This window comes from Robbsia andropogonis (assembly GCF_034047095.1).
GTDB lineage: Bacteria > Pseudomonadota > Gammaproteobacteria > Burkholderiales > Burkholderiaceae > Robbsia > Robbsia andropogonis.
In genome coordinates this window covers 152,519-179,141 of record NZ_CP139166.1, presented here as the reverse complement: position 1 = coordinate 179,141, position 26,623 = coordinate 152,519, and the positions used below count along the sequence as shown (strand labels likewise).

General features: G+C 56.9%; 21 protein-coding genes and 4 pseudogenes. 13 read left to right on the top strand and 12 right to left on the bottom strand.

Features of this window, described 5'->3' with window-relative positions:
• Positions 1–14 precede the first annotated feature (14 nt).
• The 7 genes from SJQ66_RS05995 to SJQ66_RS05965 are packed head-to-tail and all read left to right on the top strand — an operon-like array spanning position 15 to position 6,729.
• The gene (locus SJQ66_RS05995) at positions 15–1,385 is read left to right on the top strand and encodes an MFS transporter (RefSeq protein WP_046152092.1); all 1,371 of its coding nucleotides are present in this window, start codon (positions 15–17) and stop codon (positions 1,383–1,385) included.
• Positions 1,386–1,404: 19 nt separating this feature from the next.
• Positions 1,405–2,160, top strand: a complete 756-nt coding sequence (locus tag SJQ66_RS05990; RefSeq protein ID WP_024905601.1) for an SDR family NAD(P)-dependent oxidoreductase — start codon at positions 1,405–1,407, stop codon at positions 2,158–2,160.
• A 40-nt stretch (positions 2,161–2,200) separates the two neighbouring features.
• Positions 2,201–2,959, top strand: coding sequence for an SDR family NAD(P)-dependent oxidoreductase (locus tag SJQ66_RS05985; protein ID WP_320534083.1), 759 nt, complete (start codon positions 2,201–2,203; stop codon positions 2,957–2,959).
• A 27-nt stretch (positions 2,960–2,986) separates the two neighbouring features.
• On the top strand, positions 2,987–3,274 hold the full coding sequence (locus SJQ66_RS05980; RefSeq protein WP_320534082.1) for a hypothetical protein: 288 nt from the start codon (positions 2,987–2,989) through the stop codon (positions 3,272–3,274).
• A complete protein-coding gene (locus SJQ66_RS05975; RefSeq protein ID WP_024905604.1) occupies positions 3,271–4,365 on the top strand; it encodes a CobW family GTP-binding protein in 1,095 nt (364 codons plus the stop codon). Before SJQ66_RS05980 ends, SJQ66_RS05975 begins: the two co-directional genes overlap by 4 nt.
• Before the next feature lie 59 nt (positions 4,366–4,424).
• Complete coding sequence (locus tag SJQ66_RS05970) at positions 4,425–5,597, top strand: ABC transporter substrate-binding protein (protein ID WP_081765180.1); 1,173 nt, start codon at positions 4,425–4,427, stop codon at positions 5,595–5,597.
• Between the two features lie 19 nt (positions 5,598–5,616).
• Entirely contained in the window at positions 5,617–6,729 is a 1,113-nt protein-coding gene (locus tag SJQ66_RS05965; RefSeq protein WP_081765178.1) for a GntR family transcriptional regulator, read from the top strand.
• Between the two features lie 25 nt (positions 6,730–6,754).
• Here SJQ66_RS05965 and SJQ66_RS29855 read toward each other — a convergent pair.
• Positions 6,755–7,441: pseudogene (locus SJQ66_RS29855) on the bottom strand (IS6 family transposase).
• Between the two features lie 3 nt (positions 7,442–7,444).
• A complete protein-coding gene (locus SJQ66_RS05950; protein WP_157685201.1) occupies positions 7,445–8,188 on the bottom strand; it encodes a hypothetical protein in 744 nt (247 codons plus the stop codon).
• On the opposite strand from SJQ66_RS05950, the gene SJQ66_RS05945 reads away from it, so the two are divergent.
• A complete protein-coding gene (locus SJQ66_RS05945; protein WP_024905610.1) occupies positions 8,175–8,492 on the top strand; it encodes a hypothetical protein in 318 nt (105 codons plus the stop codon). The two genes, SJQ66_RS05950 and SJQ66_RS05945, sit on opposite strands and share 14 nt — an antisense overlap.
• Positions 8,493–8,740: 248 nt before the next feature.
• On the opposite strand, the gene SJQ66_RS05940 is transcribed toward SJQ66_RS05945, so the two are convergent.
• From SJQ66_RS05940 to SJQ66_RS29850, 3 genes and pseudogenes are all read right to left on the bottom strand, one after another.
• Positions 8,741–9,532, bottom strand: coding sequence for a hypothetical protein (locus tag SJQ66_RS05940; RefSeq protein ID WP_320534080.1), 792 nt, complete (start codon positions 9,530–9,532; stop codon positions 8,741–8,743).
• 197 nt (positions 9,533–9,729) lie between these two features.
• Positions 9,730–11,169: a hypothetical protein gene (locus SJQ66_RS05935; RefSeq protein WP_157685688.1), complete on the bottom strand. Its 1,440-nt coding sequence runs from the start codon at positions 11,167–11,169 to the stop codon at positions 9,730–9,732.
• Positions 11,170–11,663: 494 nt separating this feature from the next.
• Positions 11,664–11,982 (bottom strand): annotated as a pseudogene (locus SJQ66_RS29850) (DDE-type integrase/transposase/recombinase); the annotation flags it as partial.
• A 258-nt stretch (positions 11,983–12,240) separates the two neighbouring features.
• On the opposite strand from SJQ66_RS29850, the pseudogene SJQ66_RS05925 reads away from it, so the two are divergent.
• Positions 12,241–12,698 (top strand): annotated as a pseudogene (locus SJQ66_RS05925) (DDE-type integrase/transposase/recombinase).
• 70 nt (positions 12,699–12,768) lie between these two features.
• Here the strand turns inward: SJQ66_RS05925 and SJQ66_RS05920 are convergent.
• From SJQ66_RS05920 to SJQ66_RS05905, 4 genes and pseudogenes are all read right to left on the bottom strand, one after another.
• Positions 12,769–14,457 carry a methyl-accepting chemotaxis protein gene (locus tag SJQ66_RS05920; RefSeq protein ID WP_301291030.1) on the bottom strand — a complete coding sequence of 563 codons (1,689 nt, stop codon included), beginning with the start codon at positions 14,455–14,457 and terminating at the stop codon, positions 12,769–12,771.
• Between the two features lie 150 nt (positions 14,458–14,607).
• Entirely contained in the window at positions 14,608–16,587 is a 1,980-nt protein-coding gene (locus SJQ66_RS05915; RefSeq protein WP_024905617.1) for a methyl-accepting chemotaxis protein, read from the bottom strand.
• A gap of 857 nt (positions 16,588–17,444) precedes the next feature.
• Positions 17,445–17,807, bottom strand: a pseudogene (locus tag SJQ66_RS05910) (cupin domain-containing protein).
• Positions 17,808–17,849: 42 nt separating this feature from the next.
• Complete coding sequence (locus SJQ66_RS05905; RefSeq protein WP_201779115.1) at positions 17,850–18,653, bottom strand: DeoR/GlpR family DNA-binding transcription regulator; 804 nt, start codon at positions 18,651–18,653, stop codon at positions 17,850–17,852.
• A gap of 29 nt (positions 18,654–18,682) precedes the next feature.
• Here SJQ66_RS05905 and SJQ66_RS05900 point away from each other — a divergent pair, with 29 nt between their 5' ends.
• Complete coding sequence (locus SJQ66_RS05900; RefSeq protein ID WP_024905619.1) at positions 18,683–19,327, top strand: NUDIX domain-containing protein; 645 nt, start codon at positions 18,683–18,685, stop codon at positions 19,325–19,327.
• On the opposite strand, the gene tsx is transcribed toward SJQ66_RS05900, so the two are convergent.
• The 3 genes from tsx to SJQ66_RS05885 all read right to left on the bottom strand — a co-directional run bounded on the left by tsx (position 19,275) and on the right by SJQ66_RS05885 (position 22,875).
• The gene (gene tsx / locus SJQ66_RS05895) at positions 19,275–20,369 is read right to left on the bottom strand and encodes a nucleoside-specific channel-forming protein Tsx (RefSeq protein WP_260843901.1); all 1,095 of its coding nucleotides are present in this window, start codon (positions 20,367–20,369) and stop codon (positions 19,275–19,277) included. The two genes, SJQ66_RS05900 and tsx, sit on opposite strands and share 53 nt — an antisense overlap.
• Positions 20,370–20,484: 115 nt before the next feature.
• On the bottom strand, positions 20,485–21,759 hold the full coding sequence (locus SJQ66_RS05890; protein ID WP_024905621.1) for a NupC/NupG family nucleoside CNT transporter: 1,275 nt from the start codon (positions 21,757–21,759) through the stop codon (positions 20,485–20,487).
• A gap of 96 nt (positions 21,760–21,855) precedes the next feature.
• Entirely contained in the window at positions 21,856–22,875 is a 1,020-nt protein-coding gene (locus tag SJQ66_RS05885) for a purine-nucleoside phosphorylase (RefSeq protein ID WP_036012908.1), read from the bottom strand.
• A gap of 598 nt (positions 22,876–23,473) precedes the next feature.
• On the opposite strand from SJQ66_RS05885, the gene SJQ66_RS05880 reads away from it, so the two are divergent.
• From SJQ66_RS05880 to SJQ66_RS05870, 3 genes are all read left to right on the top strand, one after another.
• A protein-coding gene (locus SJQ66_RS05880) for an IS6 family transposase (RefSeq protein WP_253463929.1) occupies positions 23,474–24,195 on the top strand; the annotation gives its coding sequence in 2 pieces (ribosomal slippage) (positions 23,474–23,837 and positions 23,837–24,195; 723 coding nt in all).
• A gap of 540 nt (positions 24,196–24,735) precedes the next feature.
• On the top strand, positions 24,736–25,734 hold the full coding sequence (locus SJQ66_RS05875; protein WP_320534079.1) for a hypothetical protein: 999 nt from the start codon (positions 24,736–24,738) through the stop codon (positions 25,732–25,734).
• A gap of 189 nt (positions 25,735–25,923) precedes the next feature.
• Positions 25,924–26,592: a GntR family transcriptional regulator gene (locus SJQ66_RS05870; protein ID WP_253463933.1), complete on the top strand. Its 669-nt coding sequence runs from the start codon at positions 25,924–25,926 to the stop codon at positions 26,590–26,592.
• Positions 26,593–26,623: the final 31 nt, after the last annotated feature.

Here is a 26,623-nt window from a genome sequence, read left to right as displayed (position 1 = left end):
GACCTGCCCCGACCATGTCACCCTCCGAACTCCAAGAAAGTGCCAAGATAAAAGAGAGTCCGCTTTCCACATCCGACTTCCGGCTGGAGGCGATTCTGCCATCCGACGTGAAGCGTGCGACGGTCGTCGCATTCTTCGCCTGGGTCTTTGCCGTGTACGACTTCATCCTGTTCGGCACGCTGTTGCCCGAAATCGGCAAACACTACCAATGGGACGCGGCGGCGCAAGCGGAAATTGCCACATTGGTCGCGATCGGCACTGCGGTGATCGCGTTTGCAATCGGGCCGTTACTCGACAGGCTCGGACGCAAGGCAGGATTGTTATGGACGGTTGCAGGCGCGGCGGTGTGCTCGGGGCTAACAGTGGTGGGTGGCGCGATGGGCCAGGTACCACTCGTGCTGATCCGTTCACTGTCCGGCCTTGGCTATGCAGAGGAAACCGTCAATGCGACTTATCTCAACGAGCTGTATTCAGCCGCCAATGACCCGAAGCTCAATCGCAACAAGGGCTTCATCTACAGTCTCGTACAGGGCGGCTGGCCGATCGGCGCACTGATGGCTTCGGGCCTGACGGCGTTGCTGCTGCCGCGCATTGGCTGGCAAGGCTGCTTCGTATTCGCGACGTTTCCCGCGGTCATCATCTTCTTCATGACACGGCGTCTTAAGGAAAGTCCGCAGTTCCTGCTGAATAAGCGCATCAAGCAACTGCGCGAAGCGGGCGCGGGCGAGGAAGCACGCAGCCTGGCCCACACACATGGGGTCGACTATGAAGCGCACAGCCGCGCGGGCCTGGCCGAAGCGTTTCGCGGCAGCGCGCTACGCGCTACGCTCGTACTGGGCGGCGGCATTCTGCTCAACTGGTCCGCGATCCAGGTCTTCAGCGTGCTCGGCACGACGGTTCTGACGCGCGTGCATAACGTGTCGTTCGAGAACTCATTGCTGATTCTCGTCCTGTCCAATGTGATCGGCTATTGCGGTTATCTGAGCCACGGCTTCATCGGCGACAAGATCGGACGACGCAATACGCTTGCGATAGGCTGGATGCTCGGCGGCCTTTCTTTCGCCGCCATGCTGTTCGGACCGAGCAGCTCGGCGGTGGTCGTCGCGCTCTACAGCCTCGGGCTGTTCTTCCTGATCGGCCCGTATTCGGCGGCGCTGTTCTTCATTGGCGAAAGCTACCCGACCACGATCCGCGGCACGGGCAGTTCCATCGTTCACGCGATGGGTCCGGTGGGAGCGATCCTGGCGGGCGTCGGCGTTACGTCAATGCTCAATCACGGCGGCGACTGGCTACATGCGGCGCTGTGGTTCGGCGCGCTGCCATGCTTCCTGTCAGGGGTATTGATCCTGTTCGCACGGCACGTGAATCCCGCCGCATCCCATTAACCTGTCCGGAGAGCGTTTCGTGAAAGCAGCATTGGTAACAGGAGCGGCAAGCGGCATCGGTCAGGCGCTGGCAGTGGCTTATGCGGAGATTGGCGTCGCAGTGGTGGGCGGCTATTTCCCCGGCGACCCGCACGATCCGGAGGCCACTGCGCATGCGGTCCGACAGGCGGGCGGCCAGTGCCTGATGCACGCGGTGGACGTGACGTCCGCGGAACAGGTCGAAACTTTCGCCATGGCGGCGCTTGAACGATTTGGGTGCCTCGACTACGCGGTCGCCAATGCAGGACTGCTGCGGGCATCGCCGCTCACCGACATGAGCGATGCGCAGTGGCACCAGATGCTCGACGTCGATCTGTCCGGGGTGATGCGTACCTTCCGTGCAGCGGCACGGCACATGCGCGACGGCGGCGCGATGGTCGCGGTGTCGTCGATCGCGGGCGGCGTGTACGGCTGGGAGAACCACACGCATTACTCGGCGGCGAAGTCGGGCGTGCCCGGCCTGTGCCGTGCGGTGGCGATGGAACTCGCTCCGCGCGGCATCCGCTGTAATGCGGTCATTCCCGGCCTGATCGAAACGCCGCAGTCGCTCGACGCGGTGAACTCGCTCGGCCCCGACGGCCTGCGCGAAGCGGCGAAGGGTATTCCGCTAGGACGTATCGGCCGCCCGCGGGAGATCGCCGCACTGATCCGCTATCTGACGAGCGACGACGCCTCGTACATCACGGGGCAGTCAATAATCGCGGATGGCGGGTTGACCGTACGGTGGCCAGGCTGACCAATCTGATTCGCCCGATTCATCGGACAAGGACATAACCATGGCTGCAACATTCTCACTCGATGGCCGCAGTGCGGTGGTAACGGGCGCCGCGAGCGGTATCGGCGCGGCGATCGCGCTCGCCTATGCCGAAGCGGGCGCGCAGCTCGTGCTCGCCGATCTCAACGAAGCACGCCTCTCCGCGCAAGCCGATGTATGCCGCGCATACGGCGCGCACGTGCACACGGTGATCGCCGACGTCGGTGAAGAGGCGGGCGCAAATCGCATCGTCGACAGCTGCATCGAGATGTATGGCAGCATCGACATTCTCGTGAACAACGCGGGGATACTGACCCAGGCGCGTTGCACCGACCTGAGTACGAAGATGTGGGACGACATGGTACGCATCGACCTGCGTAGCGTGTTTCTGTGCTCGCGTCGCGCGCTGCCTGCAATGACCGCACAACGCTGGGGACGCATCATCAACATCGCCTCCCAACTCGGCATCAAGGGAGGTGCCGAGCTCACGCATTATTCGGCGGCCAAGGCCGGCGTGATCGGATTCACGAAGTCGCTGGCCATCGAGGCCGCGCCGGACAACGTGCTCGTGAACGCGATTGCGCCCGGCCCCATCGAGACACCCCTTGTCGACGGCATCAGTGCATCGTGGAAGGAAATGAAATCGAAGGAGCTACCGTTGCGGCGCTTTGGCCGTCCCGAGGAAGTCGCACCCACGGCCCTTCTGCTCGCATCCGATCCTGGTGGCAATCTGTTCGTCGGGCAGACCCTGGGGCCAAATTCCGGCGACGTGATGCCCTGACGACAGCGGGAGAGTGCGATGTGCGGCATGTGTGGACTGTTTGGCGGCGGCGGCCACTGGTCAAACACGGTGGCGGCGGGGGAAGGCGCGAACGCGCGGCAGCAACGCTATGTGCAGATCGCGCATGCGAACCGCCTGCTCGAAGGCTTCCGGCTGACACTGTCCGATTTCCATGGTCAGTCGTTCGTGTTGTCGTCTCCGACCGGTGCGCAGGTTATCGTCGACGATTTCATGCAGATATGGAAAGCTGCGGAAGCGATGCTCGGCCGTTCACTTGATCCGCTGACGTTGTTCGCGGACGAGGTGTCGTCATGAGCCTTGCGTACGACGTGATTCCGGTGACCATCGTCACGGGCTTTCTCGGCAGCGGCAAATCCACGTTGCTGGCCGACGTGCTCAAGGGCGACGCCGCCCGGGATACGGCGCTGCTCGTCAACGAGTTTGGCGAGGTCGGCCTGGACCATCTGCTGATCGGCGAAGTGGAGACGGAAACCGTGCTGCTCGACAACGGGTGTGTCTGTTGTGCGATTCGCGGTGAGCTAAAGGATGCGCTGGCGTCGCTGTTCTCCCGGCGCGTGCGTGGCGAGGTGCCGCCATTCTCGCGCCTCGTGCTCGAGACCACCGGACTTGCAACGCCCGCACCGATCGTCGCGACCCTGCTGGGAGACCGCGTGGTGTCCAGTCATTATTCGATCAGTGCGATTGTCACGGTTGTGGATTCCGTCCACGCCGTGCGGCAACGCGCGCAGTATCCGGAGTGGCTCGCGCAGGTCACGGCGGCTGACCGGATCATCATTAGCAAGACGGACCTTGTTGATGAAAATGCGCTCGATACGCTACACGAATCGCTCGCGCGCTTGAATCCGGCCGCGCACATCGCACACCGCACGCGTGCGGATGGTGCGGCGGTTGTGCTGGCCCCGGCGACAAACGCGCACGACTTCGCGGATTTCGTCCGACGCACCGGCATGCATGACGCCAGGACGGCGAAGGATGACGCGGCAGCGCTGGCGAACCCACTCGCGCGGCTGGATGCAACGGCAACGCATCACGATGGCTTTGCATCGCTTGACGCGTTCTGCATGGAATTTGAAGAACCAGTGGACTGGGCCGTTTTCACACTATGGTTTACATTGCTGCTGTCGCGCCACGGTGATAGCATTCCCCGGGTCAAGGGTCTCCTTGCGCTTGCCGGCGCGACGCGACCAGTCGTGCTCCATGCGGTGCATCATCTCGTACATCCTGTGCTGCATCTGGATGCATGGCCTGGCAGCATCCATGACGATCCCGCAGACATGCACAAATCGCGTCTCGTGTTCATCGTGCAAGGCCTGTCGCGAGATGCGGTAGTCGATTCGTACCGGCGTTTTCGTCGGCATCTTCACACAGCAGAAACGATCCGTTGAATCCAGTGCGCCAGCGTCCTTCCGCCCCCGCGGTGCATGCACCCAAAGTCGAGTTGCGCGTGCTGGGCACGACGGTGACGCTGCAGGAACACATCCGCAAGCGTGCGGAACAGGATCTGGGCATCCGGCTTCGCTTCATCGTCGAGGATGGCGGCAGCGTGCAACGCGAAGGCGTCATGCATCCCGACAGGTACGATCTGTACGATCAATGGTTTCACAGCATCGACTGCCTGTGGCCCACCCACGCACTGCAGCCTATCGACGTGGCGCGCATTCCTCGTTGGAACGACATCAATACGCCACCGCTCACGGCGCGAATGGGCCGCGTGAACACGCGGACGACGGCGAATGCGCGCGGCAGCGCGGGCTGCGTCCCCGCCGATCGTCTGTATGTGCAAGCCGACGGCTCGCTCTCGCACACGCCGACCGGGCGCGTCAGCATGCTGCCCCTTACGCACAACGTGGACAGCTTTGTGTATCTGCAGGACGCGATGCCGAGCTTGCTCACGGACCGCGAGGAAAGCTGGGCATGGCTGCTGGCGCCGGAACTCGCCGGGCGCGTTGCGCTGCAGGCGGATGCCGCGATCGGCGCGATCGATGCGGCACTTGCCGTCCAGGCGAGTGGCCTGATGCGCTTCGACGACATCGGCAATCTGAGCATCGAGGAAATCGACGGGCTGATTGCAACGCTGATCGACTTCAAGCGGCGCGGGCATTTCGCGGGTTTTTGGTCGACTTTCGCTGAAGCCGCGCAACTGATGATCACGAACAAGGTAGCGATTCAGAGCATTTGGTCGCCGGCCACGGTGGAACTGGCGCGTGCCGGCCTGAAGTTTCGCCTGGCCCAGCCTCGGGAGGGATATCGCGCGTGGTTTGGCGGCATCGGCATATCGCGGTTCGCGCAAGGGCGGGTGCTGGACGCCGCTTACGCGTATCTGAACTGGTGGCTGGACGGCTGGGCCGGCGCGACGGTCGCGCGCCAGGGTTTCTATATCTCCCACCCGGAGCGCTCGCGCGCGTATATGAGCGATGCGGAATGGGCGTACTGGTACGATGGTGCCCAGGCGCCGACGGATCTCCCGGGACCCACATCCGCGCATCTGGTTCCGATGGGTCAAAGGCGGGATGGCGGCAGCTACGCCGCACGCATGAGCCGGATTGCGGTATGGGATTCGGTGATGGATGAGCATAACTACCTCGTGCGCCGTTGGACCGAGTTCATGCGGTGCTGACGGCGACCGTTCGTTGAAGATGACAAGACACGCCAGGGCTTCCCGATCCTCAGGTTCGCCCACCCCGCACACCGATATTCGTCGGCCGACCCCGCCGCGCAAGGCCACCGGTGCCTTCCCGACAGCTTCTCCGGACGTGCCGCTCGAGGCCGATACCCGCTTACGCTATCGCGTGATCCATGAGCAGTTGAAATCGGCCATTGCGCTTGGCAACATCGCGCCGGGCCTGGTGTTGCTGGAGGGCCCCGTCGCGCGCATCTTCGGCACGAGTCGCGTGCCGGTCAGAAAGGCGTTCGAAATGCTGCACGGGGACGGTCTCCTCCATACCTTCGAAGGACGCGGCTATCTTGTCGCCCATGCGGATGGTAGCGTGCCGGAGCCGCTACGCGCGCCTATCTCGGAAAGCACGCTCGGTTTCGACCGTCCGCTCGAACCGCTCGACATTCCTTCGAACAGCGAACGCATCTACGATTCGCTCGAAGCCGCCATTTCACTGGGTATTGTGTTCGGGCATTTCCGCATTGATGAAAGCAATGCCGCCGAGGCTTTCGGCGTAAGTCGTGGCACGGTTCGCGAAGCGCTGAACCGGTTGCGCGATCGCGGGCTGGTCGAGAAATCCGCATATTCGCACTGGCTATGCGGACCGCTCACCGCACGTGCGGTGCGTCAGGACTACGAGCTGCGCGCGTTGCTGGAGCCCGCCGCGTTGCGAGCAGGTGCGCCATCCTTAACGCGTGCGCAGCTGGAAGCGGCACTACACGATGTCGAGCGCGCGATCGAAACTCCCGATTCCGTTGATGCGGTTGCGTTGCACAAACTTGAAACGACGTTGCATGACACGTTCCTCGCCGGCGCACCGAACCCCAAACTGGTTGCCACGATCAGTCATGCGCATATGCCGTTGATCGTCAACCATGCATTCTACGATGCGTTTCGATTACATCCGGAGCCAGGGACGCTGGCGGAGCATCGGGACATTATTCTGGCACTGTTGCATGACGATCTCGACACCGCTTGCAATGCGCTGGCGACGCACCTGCAACACGGGGAAACGCGAACGCGTCAACGGTTGAAGGTGCTCGCAGTGCTACCCGATCCCGATCTGCCCGGTTATATGCAGCGAATTGCGTAGTGGTTAGTGCCAGCTCACTTTTGCTTCAAGGTTCAACACCGTTGGTTGTCGGGATGATCTTCGTCAAAGAACGCCACAAGCTTCCGGCATCTTCACGCACAACCATCCTGCTGCCATCGCACATTCGTTGGAGCAGTTGTCTGAGCATGGCCTGAGTCTGCGCGATGATCGCGACCGCGGTTGCGGCGTTTCTGAAACACCTGAAACCGAGCATCACGTTCGTTCTCGACTTGATGTTTCGATGGGCCTGCTCAACCACATATTGTTCAGATACTTCGAGGACCGGACTTTCATGTCTTCAAGCAGCAGGCCATCGGCGTTCGTCTCCCGCACCGCACGGTGCGATGCAGGGTAACGATCGAGCGTGATAGTCTCTGGTGGCTGGCCCTGGTGTAGGATCGCCTTGCGAAAAAAGCTTTGGCTGCGGCTACTTTGGTTTGGCCCTAAGTAAGAAGTCCACTGTCCGGCCATCTCGATCAACCGCCCGGTACAGGTAGACCCATCTGCCACGAATCCTCATGTAGGTCGCATCGACCCGCCACGAGCCACCCGCAGGGATCGCGATGCGGCGCCACCATTTAGCGAACTCCGAGGTAGAGCCTTTCACCCAGCCCATCGTGGGAGCCAGCGATAAACCGCGCTCAGCCATCATTTTCAACAGATCGCGTAGGCTGAGCTTGTAGCGAAGGTACCAGCGCACGCACAGGACGATGGTTCATTCACCTCTGGCGTTGATTTCCGCAAGACGCTCGTCAATTGTATCGAAGTAAGCTTCACCCTTCGCATCCATCACCTCTCGAGGATGGGGCCGACCGAGGCTCTCGAACATCTCGATGACATCGTCCCCGCGCAGCCGCTCCGGAAGCTTGGCGAACGCCGCCCTGAGCGTCTCCGCTGGAGACGCTTGCTCCTCGACGATTTCATCGGCTTCGTGATAGTCCGCGTGCTGAACATGCGTGTTCTGCAAGATGCCGGGTAGAATTTCTCTCGCCTCGTCAGCAGACGTGGCTCCGAGTGCCTTCAGACTGTTGGCGATCTCGTACAGGAGACTCTGATTCTCCGTCTTCTGCAGTTCTTGGAACTCGTGGATCACATCGGCGGGATCGACATTGCCGAGGTCGGCGCCTTCTAGTGCTTCATGAGGCACGATCCCTTGCTGGATACTGGCGTCAAAGGTTCCCGCAGGATGGCTTTTTACGAGCATGGAGAGATTTTGCGCGGCAAACAGTGCATCCCGCCGTCGCGCGGTGTTGCTCCTCCTCAACTCAGGCGAAGAATCCACCACCACATTGTGTGTGGAGAATCGTTTGGAGGCTATCCTGCTTAGCTTACCGGTCTCATCGACGACCTTAGCCTGTTCGGCGAACCCCACGCTTTTGAGAGCATGTCCCGGCTCCGCATGACGAAGAAATGCGGTCGTGAGTTCCGTCTGTTGCTCGGCGTGCATGAGCTTCACCAAGGAATTCTCGGGAAGTGGCTTGCGCTTGAGCGCACTGCGAGGCGGCATCGACGACGTCGCAGCGGATGCCGCCGAGGACTTCGGGCCGCGATTTGTCAAGAGTGGTAGCGAAAATGGAAAAGACAGGCCCTTCCTGCCACCGCTCGCCGGGGCCTGCTTACCACTGGTCGCAGAGGCCGTTGTCGTGCTGGCATCTGTGCTCGAAGAAGCGTGCTGTGTCCTGCTGCGAAAAAAGCTGATGGCACTCATGGTCGGCTATCTTTTTCTGAAGGTGACAAATAAAATCGGCCCAATACCTTCATAGTCCCCCTTGGAAAGACGCGAGGTTGCAGTGCCAGCGAAAAAGAAGCGAAATCAGCGAATATTTGATGCGCGTGGCATGCTGGGGATTGGAAGAGAGCCCCTCTCGAAGTACGCGAGCTCTGCCACCTGTCAGTTACGAACCGGCCAGACCCGTGCGCATTCTCCCGACGCCACGCAGTTACGCCTTAAGCACAAAAAAGATATTCATAAATACAGCGCAACGCGGTCAAACGGGTTTTATCAATACGTCTATTTTATGTGGAATCCCTGCACCCTCGGCGGCGAAGACACAATGCATGTTCGTTTTTCACCGGCGACGATAGCGTCCCTCAATTTCTCGTCATTTGCAGAAAGCCACTGCCCTTCGTGAGAAATTCGCTTTCCCGCTTCATCCCATTTATTCAGCTTTTCAATCAGACGCCTGTTGAACTCTGGAGCAGGACAAGCGATATTCAACCATGGGTCGCAGATAATTATGCCTTCGTCCCATTTACTCATATCGCGCTCCCAAATTTTTTGTTCCGCGCACCCATAAGGCAGAATAGCGGCAAAAGCATGTGCAATCGTGGACCCACCAATCACGATATGAGCAGCCTTAACATTCCTGCCAGATAGCCTTTCCATCGCCAGCCTCGACAACTCACCGCAGTTATGTGCCGTTGCATTTTCGATGTCGCATAGGTTTCGCAAACTATTGCCGCGCAAGCGGCTTAAACTGGCGCTGGCCGCCTTCAACCTTGCGACTTCCAATTCCTGATCGACTTTGGTTCGCCATTTATTGCTGGACTTAAAATTCGGGCTTTTATAATACGTCGTTCGGATATCCTTTAATACTTCCCGCGCAATAGACAAGTTTGCGATCGTGGTGTTTCCCGGGGTATCGATTGCAGGAATAGCGCGACTTGGGCCCGGCGCGGCGCCCTGAACGGTTCGCGGTAGCGCACAGTTCGCCGCCTTAAACAAACCAGAAAGACCACCTAAGTGGACAGTGCGGCTCCGTCGCGGCGACCCGGGCCGTGCTGCCGCTTCTGCCGGGTTCACATCAGCATTCCCCGATTGCGTTATACCAGCAACGTTAGCTACTGTACCAATTATGGGTTTCATACTGACTGAAGATTGTAAGCAACGGGGGCGTCATCAACGATGACAAACAACAAAGCCTTTCGCGAATGTCTGGTGCGAAAGATCAACGCACGGGACAACGTAAAGCGCCGATCCCGTCTCATTTTCGGGTCGCTTTAGACAACATGCTTCGCGCAATAGGCAACGGTTCGCTCCAAAGCGGTATCCATGCGGTCTCTGAGCATCTGCTTGCCCGCCTTGCCGTCCGCTAGTTCCGCGATCAGTTCATACCCACCACGAAAATCTTCCGGCAAACCGCGCGGTTCGCTGCCCGGCGTATGTAGATCCCTGATCGCGTCGAGCGCGAACAGCACCTCCTCGGTCGAGTGGCCGCCGTTGAACACCAGGCAAATCATGATCGTCAAATGCAAGTCTCGCTGTGACAACTGCGGACGACTTTGTCCGAGATGGTGACCAAAGGACGCTACCATGCCGGTCTGGCCTGACGCACCGTTGACGATCGGCTGGCCGCGCGCGAGGGCGTCCTGTTCGAAAGCGGAAAGACGTTCCGGAGTGACCACGCGACTGTGCGTCCAGCTTTGTCCTTTCCAAGGACTCTTCGTGTTGGCGGCGTTTGGCTGATAGTGCAGCCAGTTACCCGGATCCTGCGCGCGCACACCGGACAGTTGAGACTTACCTCCGGGCTTTTGTGTGCTAAGGAAATCGCAGTAGAAATCGAAGCATCGGCGGTACCACTCGGGACGTTCTATTTCACCGCGCTCAGACACGTTGTGAATCGCCAAAACCATGCGCTGTGCGACGTTGACAGTTTTAATTGCTTCAATGCCGTTCGAGGTGTCCGCCATACATGCCTTTAGCGTGTCCATCGTCGGGTGATCCAAAAAGTTCCGCATCGACTGCGACAGCCCGAACCAAGGCCGCACGTCACTGCGGAGTATGCTCACCAGCTCATTGAACACGGCAGGCGGATACGACTCCATTGTTTCAACAATACCGTGCCCGAGCTCACGTGAGACGCGTAAAACGTTTTTTGGCGGCCAGCGTACCAGATCTTCTACCAGCAACGATTCGAATGTGCGGCCGTACAGGTTGTCAGCGAGCTGCGGGACGGTTACCGGTTTCGCGATTTCGGCCGCGAGTTTGGTGAATTGATCGTGCAGCAACACGTCGTCGCCAACGCGAGCGAGTGCGTCATGGACAAATGCTGCGACCGCAAGACGGCTGAACCCACTGGACAGGAAGAGCTTTTTTGCATCGACGAGCAACGCCTGGTTGACTGGATTGCGCTCCATGCCGAGCAGATGCATCGCGCGCACCAGAATGTCGCGTTCGGCGCGCGGTGCCTCGCGCGGGCCGCGAGCGTTCGTCGTCGTCAGCGGTTTGATTACCGCGTTCTCGAGCATGGTAACCAGCGCCGGGGATATATGGTGCAGTGGCGCAAGATCCTCGATCCTGCCGAAACCGTCGAACGTAACTGGACTCTTGGCATCCCCAGCGTCGGCGAGAATCTCGTTAGCCACCTTGGGATCGATGGTGGCGCCGATCAACCGGTCGATCCGTTCCAGCATCCGCTCGGGGGGATTAGTAGGCGACACCGCAAATGCTCCGGACGCCGACACAGTCGACCTTTCGGCGCGCGGCATGGCGGGGGGCGACGAACTTGTAACGAGCGTACGAATATCCCGGCGCGGTGGCATTGAACGCACGGTTGCAGCCGCATGCGTCGGAATGTCCGTTGCATTAGGCATCCGCGCGCATGCGGGAAGGCATGCCAATCCCTCAAAAGTCGGTAGCGACAACGGACGGCGTTTCGGCTCGGATGCGGCAGCTTCGGACGAATTCGATGGCGCGCTGCTCCTTGGCGGAGATACCTCAGCAGATTTCGACGAGATTCGCATCATGGGTGCATGTAGCCAGCCAGTTAAGCTGAAGTATTAGCGGTTAGCTCACCAATACTATGCATCAGGCATGCGCGCGCTGACCGTCAGACCGAAGGATAGGTGCCTCTAACGAATAAAAATAGCCTACGAAGCGGTTTTGGTGCAAATAGGTGAGCGTGTTGAAATTTTTTTACATGTAGGATGTCTTATCAAAAAGACAGAACAGCATTCCATACGGCAAGCAGAGCGGCATCTTTGAGACAGAGTTTAGTCACATCGAACGGGCCCTTGCGAATGCGATGCATCAATTGGATGCCGGAGATCGTTACCGCGGCATTTCTGAACCGTTTGAAACTGAGCATCACGTTTGTTATGGACTCGATGTTTCGATGGGCCTGCTATATCACATTGTTCAGGTACTTCGAGGAGCGGACCGTCATGCCTTCAAGCAAGCAGGCCATCTGCCTCCATCCCCCGCACCGCGCGGTGCGAGGCAGCGTAACCATCGAGCGTGATAATCTCTGATGGCTAGCCCTGGTGCATTCTCGTTGCGCAAGCAATGTCGGAGCTGTTGAGATTGGTAACTTCGGACGGGCATCTGTTGAAATACACCGAACTCGTCATCTCGGTGTAGGGAATTACGCCGCCGCAGGCCGCATCGGAAAGCGCATCGATGCCGCCGCAGCGCTGGCTCAAGTAAACAAGGCGTAGGAAAACCGACGTAAGATGTCGTGATGAAAAAAACCAAAATCGCTCTATACCAGTCATCGCTTCCCGCCTTCGGTCATCAGCTGCGCGGTGTGTTGGTATTTCCGCTTCCAGCTAAGTCTGCGTGACACTGCGCAATTGCTTTTCGAGCGTGGGGTCGGCGTGTGCTGCGCTCGAACCCGGTACCGGGCAAGATCGTCACCGATCAACTGCGCAGCTCTCCGGCGGCGAAAGCAGAGATTCCGGATCTAGCGAATGTGAAACACGTGTTCGTCAAAAGCGGCTGCTCGCCTCAACGGCCGAGCCAAGAACCGCCACCAACCTACACGCGGACGCGAACGACGTATTCGCGGTTTTCGCAGCCCGACACGCACTCGGAAATTTCTATAGTGCTTCGGGCCGATCCGTCAACATGTCATGTCACGCTCAAGCGCCATCAGCTGCGCGCGTCAGTTCATCGCAAAAAACTCGCAGCCCAGTTCGAGGCGTGGGGCAAATTTACCAACATCACCCAAAACCGGTCTACTGGTTTCTGACCGGCACTCGCTCCCTGACCTTGTGCTGTCCGTGCTCCCCAAGTTGACAGTGCCCAGCCGACGCTGACTGCTACCATGCCAATGCTGGCTTTCTCACAGAGCCTGGTGAGGTCGTCAGCCTTTGGCTTCCAATCGCACCCACCTTGAACGCCGAAACTGCGTCCTTGAGCTTGATCGATTGCTCTTCGAGTGACTGTGCTGCTGCGGCGGCTTCCTCGACCAGCGCGGCATTCTGCTGTGTTACTTCGTCCATTTGACCTACCGCCTGATTCACTTGCTGAATGCCACGACTTTGCTCCTCCGAAGCGGAGCTGATTTCCCCGACGATATTGGAAACTTGCTTGATGGCTTGCTTTACCTGGGCCATCGTGGCGCTAACCTCTGTTGCTTGGGAAGCACCTGCCTCAATCGTCGTCACGGAAGAGGTGATCATTTCCTTGATTTCCTTGGCTGCAGCGGCGGAGCGTTGAGCCAGATTGCGGACCTCGCTGGCAACCACCGCAAAACCGCGGCCTTGCTCACCGGCACGCGCGGCTTCAACAGCGGCATTCAACGCAAGGATATTTGTCTGGAAGGCAATGCCTTCAATGACCCCTGTAATTTCAGAGATCTTGCTTGAGCTGCTGCTGATCCGGCCAATAGTGCCGACCATAGACTGAACAGATTGCTCACCGGCATCGGCGATGTCGCTGGCTTTGGTCGCCAATGCATTGGCTTCGCGCGCGTTATCGGCATTCTGTTTGACCGTTTCAGTCAGCTGCGTCATGCTTGCAGCCGTCTCCTCCAGCGATGCCGCTTGTTGTTCGGTACGCGTGGAAAGCTCGGCGTTTCCGCTAGCAATTTCATGCGATGCAGTTGTAATGTATTCCGTTGCCTGGTGAATGCCACCAATCGTCGATGTCAACTTGTTGCGCATGACCTGCATCGAATACAGCAAGCTGGAAGCGTCGTTGTTTTTCAGCAGAAAATCGACCGTAAGATCGCCGTCTGCAATCTGCCCGACAACGCTGGCCGCGAGATCCGGCTCACCGCCAAGCTGCCGCTGAATGCTACGCACGATCAAGATACAGACAGTTAGCGCAACCAAGATTGCAACAGCAATCAACGAGAGCATCGCAACCCTGGCAGAGCGGTACGTCGCATGCGCAGCCGCGGCCTGGATTTCCCCTTGGCTCACTACATAATCTCTTAACTGAGCGAGCGAACCGGTCCATCGATCAAGCGCGGGTCCTGCTTCGTTCATCAGAAAATCGGGGCCTGCAGGATCATTCGCCAAGCCGAGCTTTGCTGCCTTATCGACGAGCGGAATAGCGGCTTGCCGACTTTCGGCGGCCTGGAGCAGTAGCGCATCTTTCTGGGCGTCTTTTTGCGGGTCCTTCTCCATGAGGGCGTGAGCCTGCTTCGCGACCTGCAAGTAGTCTTTCATCTTGCTATCGTAAATGCCCTGCTGCACGGTCATGCGCGGCATGTCAGTGAGGATAATAAGATTACGCATTGCGGACGATGCATCCTGAGCATCGTTCAGTGCCCGTGACAAGGTGTTCGCCTCAGCCGTACCGAAGTCAATACTTTGCGTAAGCGCATCATTGAGTTGCTTTAGCTTGACCACGCCAACGATGGCAACCACCAGAAGCACGCAAAGGACCGCGCCGAAACCCAACGCGAGCCTTGTTCCTACTTTTATACGGGATAAATCCATCATGATTGCTATTTTTTTCGTAGGGATTGTTTGTTTTCCAATGGCGTAATGCCATGCCAATGGTTTACGGCAAAGACTGAACTTTCTTTATCGTCGAACGTCTTTAGGGGACAAAAAAAATAAGGCCATGCTGTTGTGTTCACATAGGAGACAGGTACAGCACTGCTAAGTCGTACGACTTGCATGACCATTTACATCCGTAGTTACCTATCAAGCGGTTGCGTAGGCAATCCTTGCTTCCCTGTGCTTACCGTCGTCGGCCGTAGACGAATGTCCCGCAGACGGCAACTGGAATTTAGCTACCGCTTCGACAAGTGCCTGCGCCTGCTGCTGCAGGCTTGCCGTCGCCGCAGCGGCCTCCTCTACCAGCGCTGCGTTCTGCTGCGTCACACTGTCCATCTGGCTCACGGCCACGTTGACCTGCTCAACCCCAACGCCCTGCTCGGTACTCGCCGCGGCAATTTCGGATACCACCGCCGAGACGCGTCCGATGGAAGAAACCAGTGCATGAATACGGCCGCCCGCTTGCTGCGCCAAAGACGAGCCTTCGGTGATTTGAGAGACGCTGGCGGTAACCAGTGTCTTTATCTCTTTGGCTGCACTCGCACTGCGCTGGGCGAGCGCGCGCACCTCGCTTGCCACCACGGCAAACCCACGCCCCTGTTCGCCGGCGCGCGCCGCTTCAACCGCCGCATTTAGCGCAAGGATGTTCGTCTGGAACGCGATGCTTTCGATAACCCCGATGATCTGCGTGACTTCCTCGGACCGAGTGGCAATGGACTGCATTGTCTCCACAACCTGGTCGACTGCCACCCCACCCTGCGTGGCTGATCCGCTCACGTCCTGCGCCAGTCGGTTCGCCTCGGCAGCACTGTGGGAATTCTGCTTGATCGCTGTCGCAAATTGCCCAATCGATGCGGCAGTCTCTCCCAGCGACGCCGCCTGCTGCTCGGTTCTGCTGGACAGATCCTCGTTTCCAGATGCAATTTCGCGGCTAGCCACACCGATCGTCTCGGCGTTCTGGCGTACATTGGCAACAATACTGGAGAGACTGCTGTTCATATTGCGCAATGCGGTAAGTAATATCGCGAGTTCATCGGACCCTTCTACATCAACAACGGATCGAAGGTCGCCCGCCGCGACACGCCGCGCCACATCCAGCGCCTGATCCAACGGACGGGTTATCGACAGAACAATGGCGCGCGCGAACCACGCTGCCAAACAGGCAATCCCGAAAATCGACAACAGTAAAATAGTTTCGGTCCGACGTAAGTCACTGAATTGCGTCTCCAGCAATTCACGCAATACCGTGACGCCCACAGCATTGAACGCAAATTGCGCATCGATTGCCGATGTCATCGCCCGCCGATAGTCGCTTGCACTAAGTGTGGCCAAGTCGGCATTGACGATATTGTCGTCGGCCATCTTGATGGCCGTATCAGCCTGATCCACGGCGGTCTTGAAAGCCATGCCAAAACGATCGCGCAATCTAGGATCGGCTTTGAACGCCTTTCCAATAGATCTCGTCATCTCCTGATGATGCTCGCGCGCACGTTCGATCAGGTTTCGGATGGCTTCGCGGTCGGCAAGCGTAATCGTGCTCGCCGCAAGGACCGCGGTGCCGCGAGCACGTAGTTTTCCAAGTTCTTCGGATGAGGCGGGCAACCCAATCAGCAATCCCGATATCAATTGATAACTGTCCAGGTTCGAGTCCAGACTGAGTTCGTAGTTATCAAGCAAAAGGTCATTTACATCAAACATCTTTGATAACAACGCCGTGTGCGACTTATAGATTTCAAGTGCGTTCCTCGGCGTCTTTATCGAATCGGCTTTCACTGCCGCCCAATCGCGCTGCACCTCGGCGAGTGCGGCAACCAGTTCGGCATTATCGGTTGTTGCAAGCGACTTCTGCAACGTATCAAGCAATTGGTCGATCTGTCGGGCCTTTTCGTCCTGGGCCGCCCCTGCGGAAGGGTCTATTGCTAGCCCGCGATGTTGTTGTATCGCCTGCAACACGGCCAGCCATTGCTGTGCGGGTGCAACTCCGTCCATCTCGTGCCTGATCTGTGCCACCGCTTTATTCGCCTCGCGCAGGTAAAACGCTGTCGGCGCCGAAACAAGGACAAGCGCTATCGTGCCAAGCAAGAAAAACTTCCGCCGCAAGCGTAGTTTTCTCAAAATATTTGTCATTCGAATCTTCTCTTTTTTGCGGGGCAACATGCAAACGGCATGAGAGCCCTTCTTGTAATACATATTATGTATGCCGAAATACTATTCCCGCATGACTGCTTGTCCGACGCGGGCGGCGCATCTCTCGCAAACCCGTCGATCTTGCGTGGCACGTCAATTCTTATACGGTGCCGACTGGGTCGATGTGCCTACGATGATACGGTCTCGCGATCCGCTCATTTCGGATGAAACCTGCCCAGACTCCTTCTTTCGTAAGTCATTCGTAGTCGACGGGTTAACCCCATCAGGCTTCCAGAGCCTCGAAAAAATCGCCGCGTCACCTAGCGGGGAAAAGCCATTGCGCGTGGCATAGCTTCGCGGCGGTTCATCATGAAGCCCACTCCGAAACCAAATTTGGTAATTTGGCAACGAGTACCCCGATATTTGCACCGCTGCGACATGCAATGCATGGCACATTCACGAAGATGAACACAAGGCATCACCCGCGGCTTGCCAGTTGCGAAAATTGTAACGCAGCCGCGGAAAATTGATAGAAGTGAATGCGGTCGTTGCTGCAACACCACTGATAATGACTAGGGAAACCACCATTCTTCAAGCGTCACGCAGCGTTCCATAAAACCGAAACGCCTATGCATTCCATATAAATGGTAAAAATGAGAGGAAAACCTGCATTATGTTCCTGCAAGCAAGCGAGGACACGTAACTCTTACCGAATAAATGCAGCTGTCCATGGCATCTCCAGTTATCAAGATGAGAGGAACAAGATGCTGCCGCGGCAACTCGTCGGATAATATGCGGGCGCGATTCGACATCCCCATGAGCGGTTCATCACGAAATAGCAGCAAGCATGATCAGATCTACTGGTTATTTTCTACCGTTCGGTCACTCGTCGCGCCATCACCGGCGTTGACAACCCGGCGTGGCTCTATCAATAACAGCTTTACCTCGCTGTTTTCGCGAGGCTTGTGTTCGACATCCTTTGGTACCACCGCCATTTAACCCGCGCGCAACACGATCAATCCATCGTCCGCCGACGCGCCGCGAAAATAGATACGCAACGCCACGTCGAGGACGACGAACGTCTCATCAGTATCAGCGCGGCGACGCCATTCGAATTCGCTTTCGACCATCACTACTTTAAATTGGTGGTCGCTCATTCCCGCAACGACACCGTGCTGCTAATACCCTTCAATTTTCCCGATCTTGTCGATTAGATCGATGGCTTGCCATTGGCCGCGCTTCGTTGATAGGTGGCGTGTAGGCTAGGTCCGAACAACACTGACACCTGCTGCTTCCAAGTCGGCGGAGAATGCTTCGCTCGTGTCGCTCTCGACAATGATTGTTTGCGCGAGCGTCACGTCGCCTATAGCATAAGCCGACGCCGCATTGAGCTTTTCCATCGACGCCAGGACGATTGTCTCGGCAGAGCGCGCGGCAAGCGCGCGTTTCACATATGCCTCTTCAAGGTCGCCGGTGCTGAGCCCTTCGGTCAGATGCACGCCAGTCACGCCCATGAAGTAAAGATCCGCACGAATGTGAGACATCGCTTCAATAGCGGCGGACCCCACATTCACAATCGAATGTTTATAAAGTTTGCCTCCAATCATGATGACCTCGATTGCCGGATGATCGACTAATGCGACGGCGACTGTTGGGCTATGCGTCACGACGGTAGCCGACAGTGTGTGCGGGATATGCCGGACCAACTCCGCGGAAGTAGTGCCCCCGTCAATCACGACGACCTGACCCGGTGCGATCATCGATGCGGCGACACGCCCAATAGCCGTCTTTCCCGAAGCGTCCATCGCGCGACGCGCTGAAAATGGCGCGACGGCAGGCGAAGCGGGGAGCGCTCCGCCGTGTACGCGCTGAAGCAAGCCTTCCGACGCAAGTTCACGCAGGTCGCGTCGTATCGTGTCTTCCGATACCTCAAATGTCCCGGCGAGGTTTCCTGCCAGGACTTGCCCGTTTTTCGCGAGCATATCGAGTATCAATTTCTTCCGCTGCGACGTCAGCATGATTTTGCACGTTTTATCTTGATATTGCATGAAGTTGCACGATATCATAAAAGCACTCAACACAGAAGGAGAGTGCCATGACCCCAACACGCGACCGCGTACGTATTATCGATTCGGTGACGCTGTCGGATGATTGGTATGTGCTGAAGAAAACGACATTTGATTTTCGTCGCCGCGACGGAACCTGGCAGCGGCAGAACCGGGAAACCTACGATCGTGGCAACGGCGCGACCATCCTTCTCTTTAACCGCGCCCAACGGACGGTGATACTGACACGCCAATTCAGGTTTCCCGTTTTCGTGAACGGCCACGACGGTATGCTGATCGAAACCGCAGCCGGCCTGCTTGATAACGCGTCGCCGGAGGAACGCATCAGGGCTGAGGCAGAGGAGGAAACAGGCTATCGCGTGCAACACGTTCGCAAGGTATTCGAGGCTTACATGAGCCCTGGTTCCGTAACAGAAAAGCTTTTCTTTTTCACGGGAGAATACGATGCGTCGGCTCGGGTCAGTCCCGGAGGCGGCGTGGAAGCCGAGGGCGAGGACATCGAAGTAATAGAGCTTACGATAGACGATGCACTGTCGGCGATAGCCCGCGGGCAGATTGTCGATGGGAAGACGATCATGCTACTGCAGCATATTGCATTGGGAGAGTTAGCGGAGCCCCCATTCAAATCCGCCCCCACTGATAGCCAACCTCGAAGTAATAGCCCCAACCCGTAGAGCGATTCTGGAAATTTCCGCTACCGAAGTTCAAAACCGAGCCGCTCCACTGACCACCGTTGTGGAAGTATCGGGCCACCGCTACCAGACGTAAGTGCTGATAGGAATAGATCAGGGCGTTCGTCTCGACAAATGCGTTGTCAGTGCGCGTGTTACCTCCCGTTTTCTCTTGCAGCCGTGATCCAAAGTCATAGTTGAAAAAGCCTGAATAGCTCCAGTCGCCCCCCAGGTAATGACCAATCGGATAGAAGTAGTTCATCTGGTAACGGTAACCGTCCCATGAATACTCGTTAGCCGCGCCATAGTTCTGCCAATTACGATTGACGTAGAGGTTCGCCGAAAGAGAAAGGGGCGTGTGCGTGTCGATGTCGGTACCGAGCCCTATATATAGAGTATTTTGCTCGTCCGCGCGGCTTCCTCCCTGTTCATAAATCCAGTCTGACGCCAGATAGATATGCTTGAAAGGGCCAAAGCGAAACGCTTTTCCTGCAAGCGTATCAAGCGCGACACGGGGTTCCTGCTCACTGAAAAAAGGCGGCCCCTGGTCCCAGAGCCCCGACGTATTTTTTGTGCCCGCATTGAATACCTTCAACACATCCACGTAGCCGTAGAGGTTAAACGGTCCCTTCGTACCAAAATATTCATATTCGAGATAGGTATTACCGGTGCGATACGGTCCAAACCGCGTCAGGCTGCTGTTGATGATACTGACCGTGTTATGTAGCCAGGGTCGATTCTCAACGGCCGGTTCGGCAATCGCGGGAAGCGGCGCCGCGCTGTCTGGATTTTGCTTCCCTTCCGCGCTTTCGTGAGGCGACGCGCGCACCGTATTCGGTGATGCATTCTTTGCCGTATCGCTTGCAGGCAGGCCAGCCTCGGCGGCGTTGCCGCCGTCATCGGGTGACCCTGTTGCCCACGACGGGGCCGACACTAGTGCGCATGCCGCGAGCAAACTACCGGACGCCGCGGTCCGCACGATATTGACAGACGTTTCTGAATACTGTGCCCACATTACTTCGCATACACGTTTCATAGCCCGCATACGTGTTCTCCGATAGCAAGAAATAATCGTGCTGATTGTTGATGTATGTTCCGCACCAGGAAAGACGGTTGTCCGTACCGCAGTCAATACCGACTATTGCTTACTGATTCTGTCGTCAATGCAAGGACAGAAAGATGCCGGCAATTGCCGCACTCATCAGATTTGACAAGGTGCTTGCGGCGACCACTCGCAAGCCGTAGCGCGTCACTTCGGCGCGACGTTCGGGCGCGACGGCGCTGAAGCCGCCAGCAAGAATTGCGATCGAGGAGAAATTCGAGAAACCACACAAGGCGAATGAGACGATGGCGATCGTTCGGGGATCAAGTACCGTCAAGCCCGCGGCGAGGACGTCATTGGCGCTCTTCAAATACGGCGACAGGTCGGCATAGGCGACGAACTCATTGAGAATCATTTTCTCACCAATGAAATTGCCAGCGATCTGGGCGTTTTGCCAGGGCACGCCAATCAGCCAGGCAAGCGGCGAAAAAATATGGCCAAGAATGCCTTGCATTGTCAAATTCGAATAGCCAAACAGACCCGCGACGTTGCCAATCATGGCGTTCAACAGCGCAATCAATCCGATAAAAGCGATCAGCATGGCCCCCACGCTCACCGCGATTCGTAGACCGGTCATCGCGCCGGACGCCGCCGCGTCGATTACATTCGCCGAGCGGTGTTCGCCCGCCGTCAGGTGCGTGAAATCCGCAGTGCTGGTTTCCGTGGTGGGGAAAATGATCTTCGCAAATAAAAGGCCACCAGGAACTGCCATGAAAGACGCCGCAAGCAGATATTCAAGCTTGACACCCAGACCGATATAGCCAACAAGGACCGAGCCGGCAATCGAGGCCATGCCACTCGACATCACCGCAAACAGTTCCGCGCCGGTCATACGAGAGATGAACGGCTTGACGAATGCGGGGATCTCACTCTGACCGATAAAGGTTGTTGCAACGGCGGAACACGCCTCGATACGACTCACGTCTAGCAGCTTGCCGAGTATCGCGCCTACAACATTAATGACCCATTTCATGATGCCGATGTGATACAGCACCGCGATCAGCGCCGTCACGAAAATGATCATCGGCAGCACACGCAGCGCGAAGATGAAACCGTGACCACCAAAGAGTTGGAACATCTTGTCGTCAACCAGCCCGCCAAACATGAACGACACGCCGTGGTTACCCATCTCCAACACGTCGTTGACCCCGCGCGCCGCGCTCGAAAGCGCCGCGCTACCCTGCGGCAGAAACAATACAAGCGCGCCAACCGCAACCTGGAGCAGCATTGCAGCCAATAAAGTACGCATCCGGATCGCCCGCCGATTGACGGACAGCGCATAAGCAATAACCAACAACAGACCCATGCCCACCAAACTACGCAGAATATCCAAAACGTGCTCGCATCGAAAATGAGAAAAGGCGAGCGCGGCGAAGCCGCACGCTCGGGCAACGTACCTGCCATGAATGAGTGGACGTCAGTTGTCCACTCACGGGGTGGATGATGTGTCATCCTCAGGCACACCGTCTTTCCAATGCGGCCAGTCTTTTACGATTGCGTCGACCAACGGCTTCCCCGCGCGATACAGGTTATCGACGGCAGGCACGAAACCACCCTGCTGCTGGTAATCCAGCAAATTGTTGACGTTCGATCCACCTGGCGGCGGTCGATCGAAGTCCGAGCCGGTGCGTAGCACGGCAACACGTCGGGGGTCGGCCAATCCCGCCGCGGCGCCGCGCTTGATCACCTCGAATGTCGCGTTGTCCTCCTGCTGCGTGGTGCAATACACCCCTCGCCCATCCGTCAGCAGTTTCGTCCAGTCCCGCGCACGCTGTCCGAGCGCAGTTCCCGAGAACCAGGTGTCACCCGACAGCGTATCGCACTGGATCACGCTTGGCGGTTGATTGGCCGGCGCACCAGGGTACTTTGCTCGATAGGCTTGCGCCTCCACGCTATCGGTCAGCACCGCGTTGCGCGACAAAGCATACGCGCGCTGCAGTAAAGCCTCATCGAGCTGGAACACCTCAGTGCGATAATCCAGAGGCGGTTTTTCCGTGCCGCTTTTTGTATTTATACCGAGATAGCCCGACTGCCAATTCGCCGGAATTTCTCGCGCGTCGATCTCCCATTGAATGCCAAAGTCCACGAGATAGCGCGCCCATGCAGCCGAGCCAAGCGTACCCTGTGCGGGGTCGATTCCAGCTATTCCTGCGATCAGGAAATACGTCTTGCGCAGGTCGAAGCGCCCCGAATACAGTAATGCAGCCATTGATGCGGCTGCGTTAGCGTGCCCCATGCCAGTGGTAAGCACACAGACATCATCCCGCGTGCAATGCACATCAGGGTAGTCCGGTGACAAACCCGCGACGCGAATAGCTCGCGTCTTACCCAAGTGGTCGAGCCAGACCTTTCCCTCTGGGCCGAACATCGAAACGATCAGCACTTTTACCGGCTGTCGCACCGGCGCCTTTGGCGCGGCATAGGCGCTAGCGCCGAGAAACCAGGCCATGCATGTGACGCCGAGTGCGTGGATCAAGGTATGTCGCTTTATCGAACCGAACACAACCATCTTTTACTTTTCCCATAATGAATTGATAAACAGCAATCCTAATCAGGATGTTTTTTTATAAGCTTAATGTAAGGTTTAGCACGGGTGTTATGTTTGCGTCACGTTAAGCAAGCATGGTGCCACCAATCGCGAATCTATCTGTTTTCAAGCAAGGGAATAGTCCGAGCTGACGCAGTTGCCAACAACGCCCTACATTTCGTTCGTTAGATGACCCGATTTGGCACATGAAATTGCATCGGATGCACTTCGTCGGTGCGAGTGCCCGATTGCCGTGCGCGTCAGGCATACCGGCATAGCCCGTTTGATGCGTTAGCGCTTGAAAGTATCCGCAAGAAGATGCAATGGGATCTTGTGAAAGATCATGGGAGTCTTGCCCGACTTGCGGCTTAAGCATGTAGTAGTTCGTCCGGACTTCCATGCTTATGCTGTGATGTGGTGGTCACTCCCAAGTCAGCCCGAGCACCCGCGTCAAGACAGCTTGGGTGCAAATAGTAGGCGCGAATCAGTTAAAGTATTGAGCCCAACAATCGGGTGATCGATGACGAGCAAGCGCAAAGACAAGCCGGGGCTGTTTGATGGTCGACATTTTGATCGAGAAATCATCGTTCTGTGCGTGCGCTGGTACCTTCGCTACAAGCTCAGCCTACGCGATCTAGTGGGAATGATGGCAGAGCGCGGTTTATCGCTGGCTCACACCACCATCATGCGCTGGGCGAAACGCTTTACCCCGGAGTTCGTTAAATGCTGGAGCCACATCGCGATCCGCGCAGGTGGCTCGTGGCGGGTCGATGAGGCCTATATAAGGATTCGTGGCAGATGGGTCTACCTGTACCGGGCGGTTGATCGAGATGTTCAGACAGTGGACTTCTTACTCCGGGCCAAACGCGATGTAGTCGCAGCCAAAGCTTTTTTCGCAAGGCGATCAGGCACCAGGGTCGGCCACCAGAGACTATCACGCGCGATGGTTACCCAGCATCGCACCGTGCGATGCGGGAGATGAAGGCCGATGACCTACCGCTTGAAGGCATGACGGTCCGCTCCTCGAAGTACCTGAACAACGTGATCGAGAAGGACCATCGAAACATCAAGTCGAGAACGAACGTGATGCTCGGCTTCAAACGGTTCAGAAATGCCGTGGTAACGATCTCGGGCATCGAATTGATGCATCGCATTCGCAAGGGCCAGTTCAATCTGACCAAACTCGTCCTCAAGGATGCCCCTCTGCTTGCGGTATGGAATGCTATACCGTCTGCTGGATAAGATATCCTACAGGTAAGAACGTTCTCAACACTCTTACCTATTTGCACCAGAACCGTTTTGGGATGTCCCGCGCAATCTCGCTCATCAGAATGCCGCCTCGTCATAAAGTCCTGATACGCGCCTTACGTACATCCGTCATCAGGCCAAATATGCTCGCCATGACAACACCTCAGATTTTATAACAACCAATATCGGGGGGTTGCAGTGACCGGTTGAATCCGCCGCCCTTAAAAACGGGGGACTACCGAGAATTTTCACCAGATGGCATTTACTCAAATAAAGACTTCGAAAAAGGCTACAACTTTTCGGAGGCACTGGAGTTTGGCTAGTGGAAGCACGTGCCAGAATGATCAATTGTTTCATTTTATCTAAATCAGAATGAAGATATCCGACGCAACCTCATCCGATGGATGTTCTGATATCCGGCACAGGGAATCACCGCTGCCGGAGTCAACCCCTAAGCTATCGCCGGAAACTCGCCGATTCGACCCCCTACTACACCCGTTACAAAGTCATAATCATCGCAATCCGGGCACGATAATGATCGCGAAAAACAACGTGATGGAGTGGCAGCGTGTTGCTTGCACGCCTGGTTCGATGTTGCAGAACGTTGAAATACGCCGTGCAAAAGGTCTGCTGAACCTCACCGGGTCATCTGATTTTGCTATCGGTACACGCAGCCAGACGCAGAAAAGAGACCTGCAACGCACGGTCGCAGCTGTCATCATGGCCTACAACGAGGTAGCGGCCGAAGCTGGCGCACCGCTTATCACGATTCACGAAAACCACGTGAAGGGTGATGGAAAAGTGTATGAGGACAGGAAAATTCCACGCGCGTCCAACGAACGTGACTACGACTATTACCACACGTTGGGCGTGAATTACGCAGATAATGGCCGGATGTTGCCTCACTATCATCTTGAGTTCGGCAAAGCACTGAACAAACAAAACGTTGGTGCGGTGCTATGGAATCTACACAGGATCGGCCGTGACGTGTTAGGCGGAGAAATTCTCCACCCAAACGACATTGCTAACATACTGAACAAGCTCCCTGAAGGACAGATTCTTCCAGGACTCGATGCGCAGAAAGTGGGTGAGCGGCGTCAATTGTTACCGAATGAATTAGCTACGCCTAAAGATCGTGCGAATAGTAGGGATACGCTTGAGTCGGTGTTCATCGCGCTATCGAGTGCCAACACCGAGATCGCGTCGAAACACCCTTCCCTTCGCAATGCGCACATGAATTCGTTTCGTATTGCCGAACCCATGTTCGAATGTTTTTCTTCAGGCCATACAGCGCTAATTGATGATCTTCAAAGAATCGAGAACGCATCGATACACGGTGACGGCTTGGGGGTAAGCGATTTGATGTCCATTCATCAAGGTTTAAAGAAAGCTATGGCCGAGCTGAGCAATTTTTCCGGTGGGACAGCGCAAGAGCGAGACGCACTAGCCGTTAAGTTGAACGCAGCAACAGGAAAAATAAAACGACTTTTAAAAACGACGAGCGTGCCGCTTAGGCGCGAGCAATCACATTAGATGGTTCTGTCGCCGACATCTCCCCTTTTTCAGTAGCACTCGGCTCTAGAGTCCGGGGGCACAGCGACGAAGCCCCCGCGGCGGTTCGTCCCGGACTCGCTCAGCGTCGATCAAAATATATCGTTTCGTTGACGTCTCCATTTTGTCATGCTGGTATACCAGTCATCGACCACCCGGAGACGCCGACGCGTGCATATCGAAGAACAAAACGAAATCGATCCCGGAGACGCATATACGCGGCTGCGTCACCTCATTGTGAGTGGCGAAATTGCACCGGGAACACCTGTCTCGGAACGCGGGTTATCCGAAAAATTGCAAATCGGTCGTACCCCGGTTCGCGAAGCGGTGAAGTCGCTATCGCGTGACGGTTTGCTCGAAATAGTACCGATGCAAGGCACTTTCGTGCGCCAGATGTCGCTTGCCGATCTGTCGGAAATTCACGAAATGCGGGTCGCGCTTGAGGGTATGGCCGCATTTCTGGCTGCGACGCGCGGCGATCTGGCGCGACTGGAGACCGTGGCCGAGCAGCTGAGAATTCTTGCCTCGCATGCACCGTTCGATTCCGTCAGATCCCAAAGCCTGGGTTGGGCTTATCACGACGCGATGTTCTCGGCCACGGACAATGCGCGCCTGCAGCAGGCGTATCGCAATCTGCGTGATCAAAGCGGACTCGTGCTGCAAAAAGTCGTGGATTACGACGCCAACGATGCATTCCAAGCCCTGCAAGAACACTTGGCGCTGCATGCGGCCATCGTCCGTCGTGACGGCGACGCGGCCCGCCGCATTGTTTGGGAACACCTCGAACATGCGATGCAACACCGATTTCGCTATCTGTCGCGCATCGGCGCGACACGCTAAGCACTCATCCTACCTATTCGACGAGACGGAT

What these genes read in the sequence shown, in the direction of transcription:
- SJQ66_RS05975 (WP_024905604.1), top strand. Translation starts at nt 3,271, where the DNA reads ATGAGCCTTGCGTACGACGTGATTCCGGTGACCATCGTCACGGGCTTT.
- SJQ66_RS05900 (WP_024905619.1), top strand. Translation starts at nt 18,683, where the DNA reads ATGACCCCAACACGCGACCGCGTACGTATTATCGATTCGGTGACGCTG.
- SJQ66_RS05885 (WP_036012908.1), bottom strand. Translation starts at nt 22,875, where the DNA reads ATGGCCTGGTTTCTCGGCGCTAGCGCCTATGCCGCGCCAAAGGCGCCG.
- SJQ66_RS05875 (WP_320534079.1), top strand. Translation starts at nt 24,736, where the DNA reads ATGATCGCGAAAAACAACGTGATGGAGTGGCAGCGTGTTGCTTGCACG.
- SJQ66_RS05985 (WP_320534083.1), top strand. Translation starts at nt 2,201, where the DNA reads ATGGCTGCAACATTCTCACTCGATGGCCGCAGTGCGGTGGTAACGGGC.
- SJQ66_RS05965 (WP_081765178.1), top strand. Translation starts at nt 5,617, where the DNA reads ATGACAAGACACGCCAGGGCTTCCCGATCCTCAGGTTCGCCCACCCCG.
- SJQ66_RS05945 (WP_024905610.1), top strand. Translation starts at nt 8,175, where the DNA reads ATGAGCTTCACCAAGGAATTCTCGGGAAGTGGCTTGCGCTTGAGCGCA.
- tsx (WP_260843901.1), bottom strand. Translation starts at nt 20,369, where the DNA reads ATGCGGGCTATGAAACGTGTATGCGAAGTAATGTGGGCACAGTATTCA.
- SJQ66_RS05980 (WP_320534082.1), top strand. Translation starts at nt 2,987, where the DNA reads ATGTGTGGACTGTTTGGCGGCGGCGGCCACTGGTCAAACACGGTGGCG.
- SJQ66_RS05995 (WP_046152092.1), top strand. Translation starts at nt 15, where the DNA reads ATGTCACCCTCCGAACTCCAAGAAAGTGCCAAGATAAAAGAGAGTCCG.
- SJQ66_RS05915 (WP_024905617.1), bottom strand. Translation starts at nt 16,587, where the DNA reads ATGACAAATATTTTGAGAAAACTACGCTTGCGGCGGAAGTTTTTCTTG.
- SJQ66_RS05905 (WP_201779115.1), bottom strand. Translation starts at nt 18,653, where the DNA reads ATGATATCGTGCAACTTCATGCAATATCAAGATAAAACGTGCAAAATC.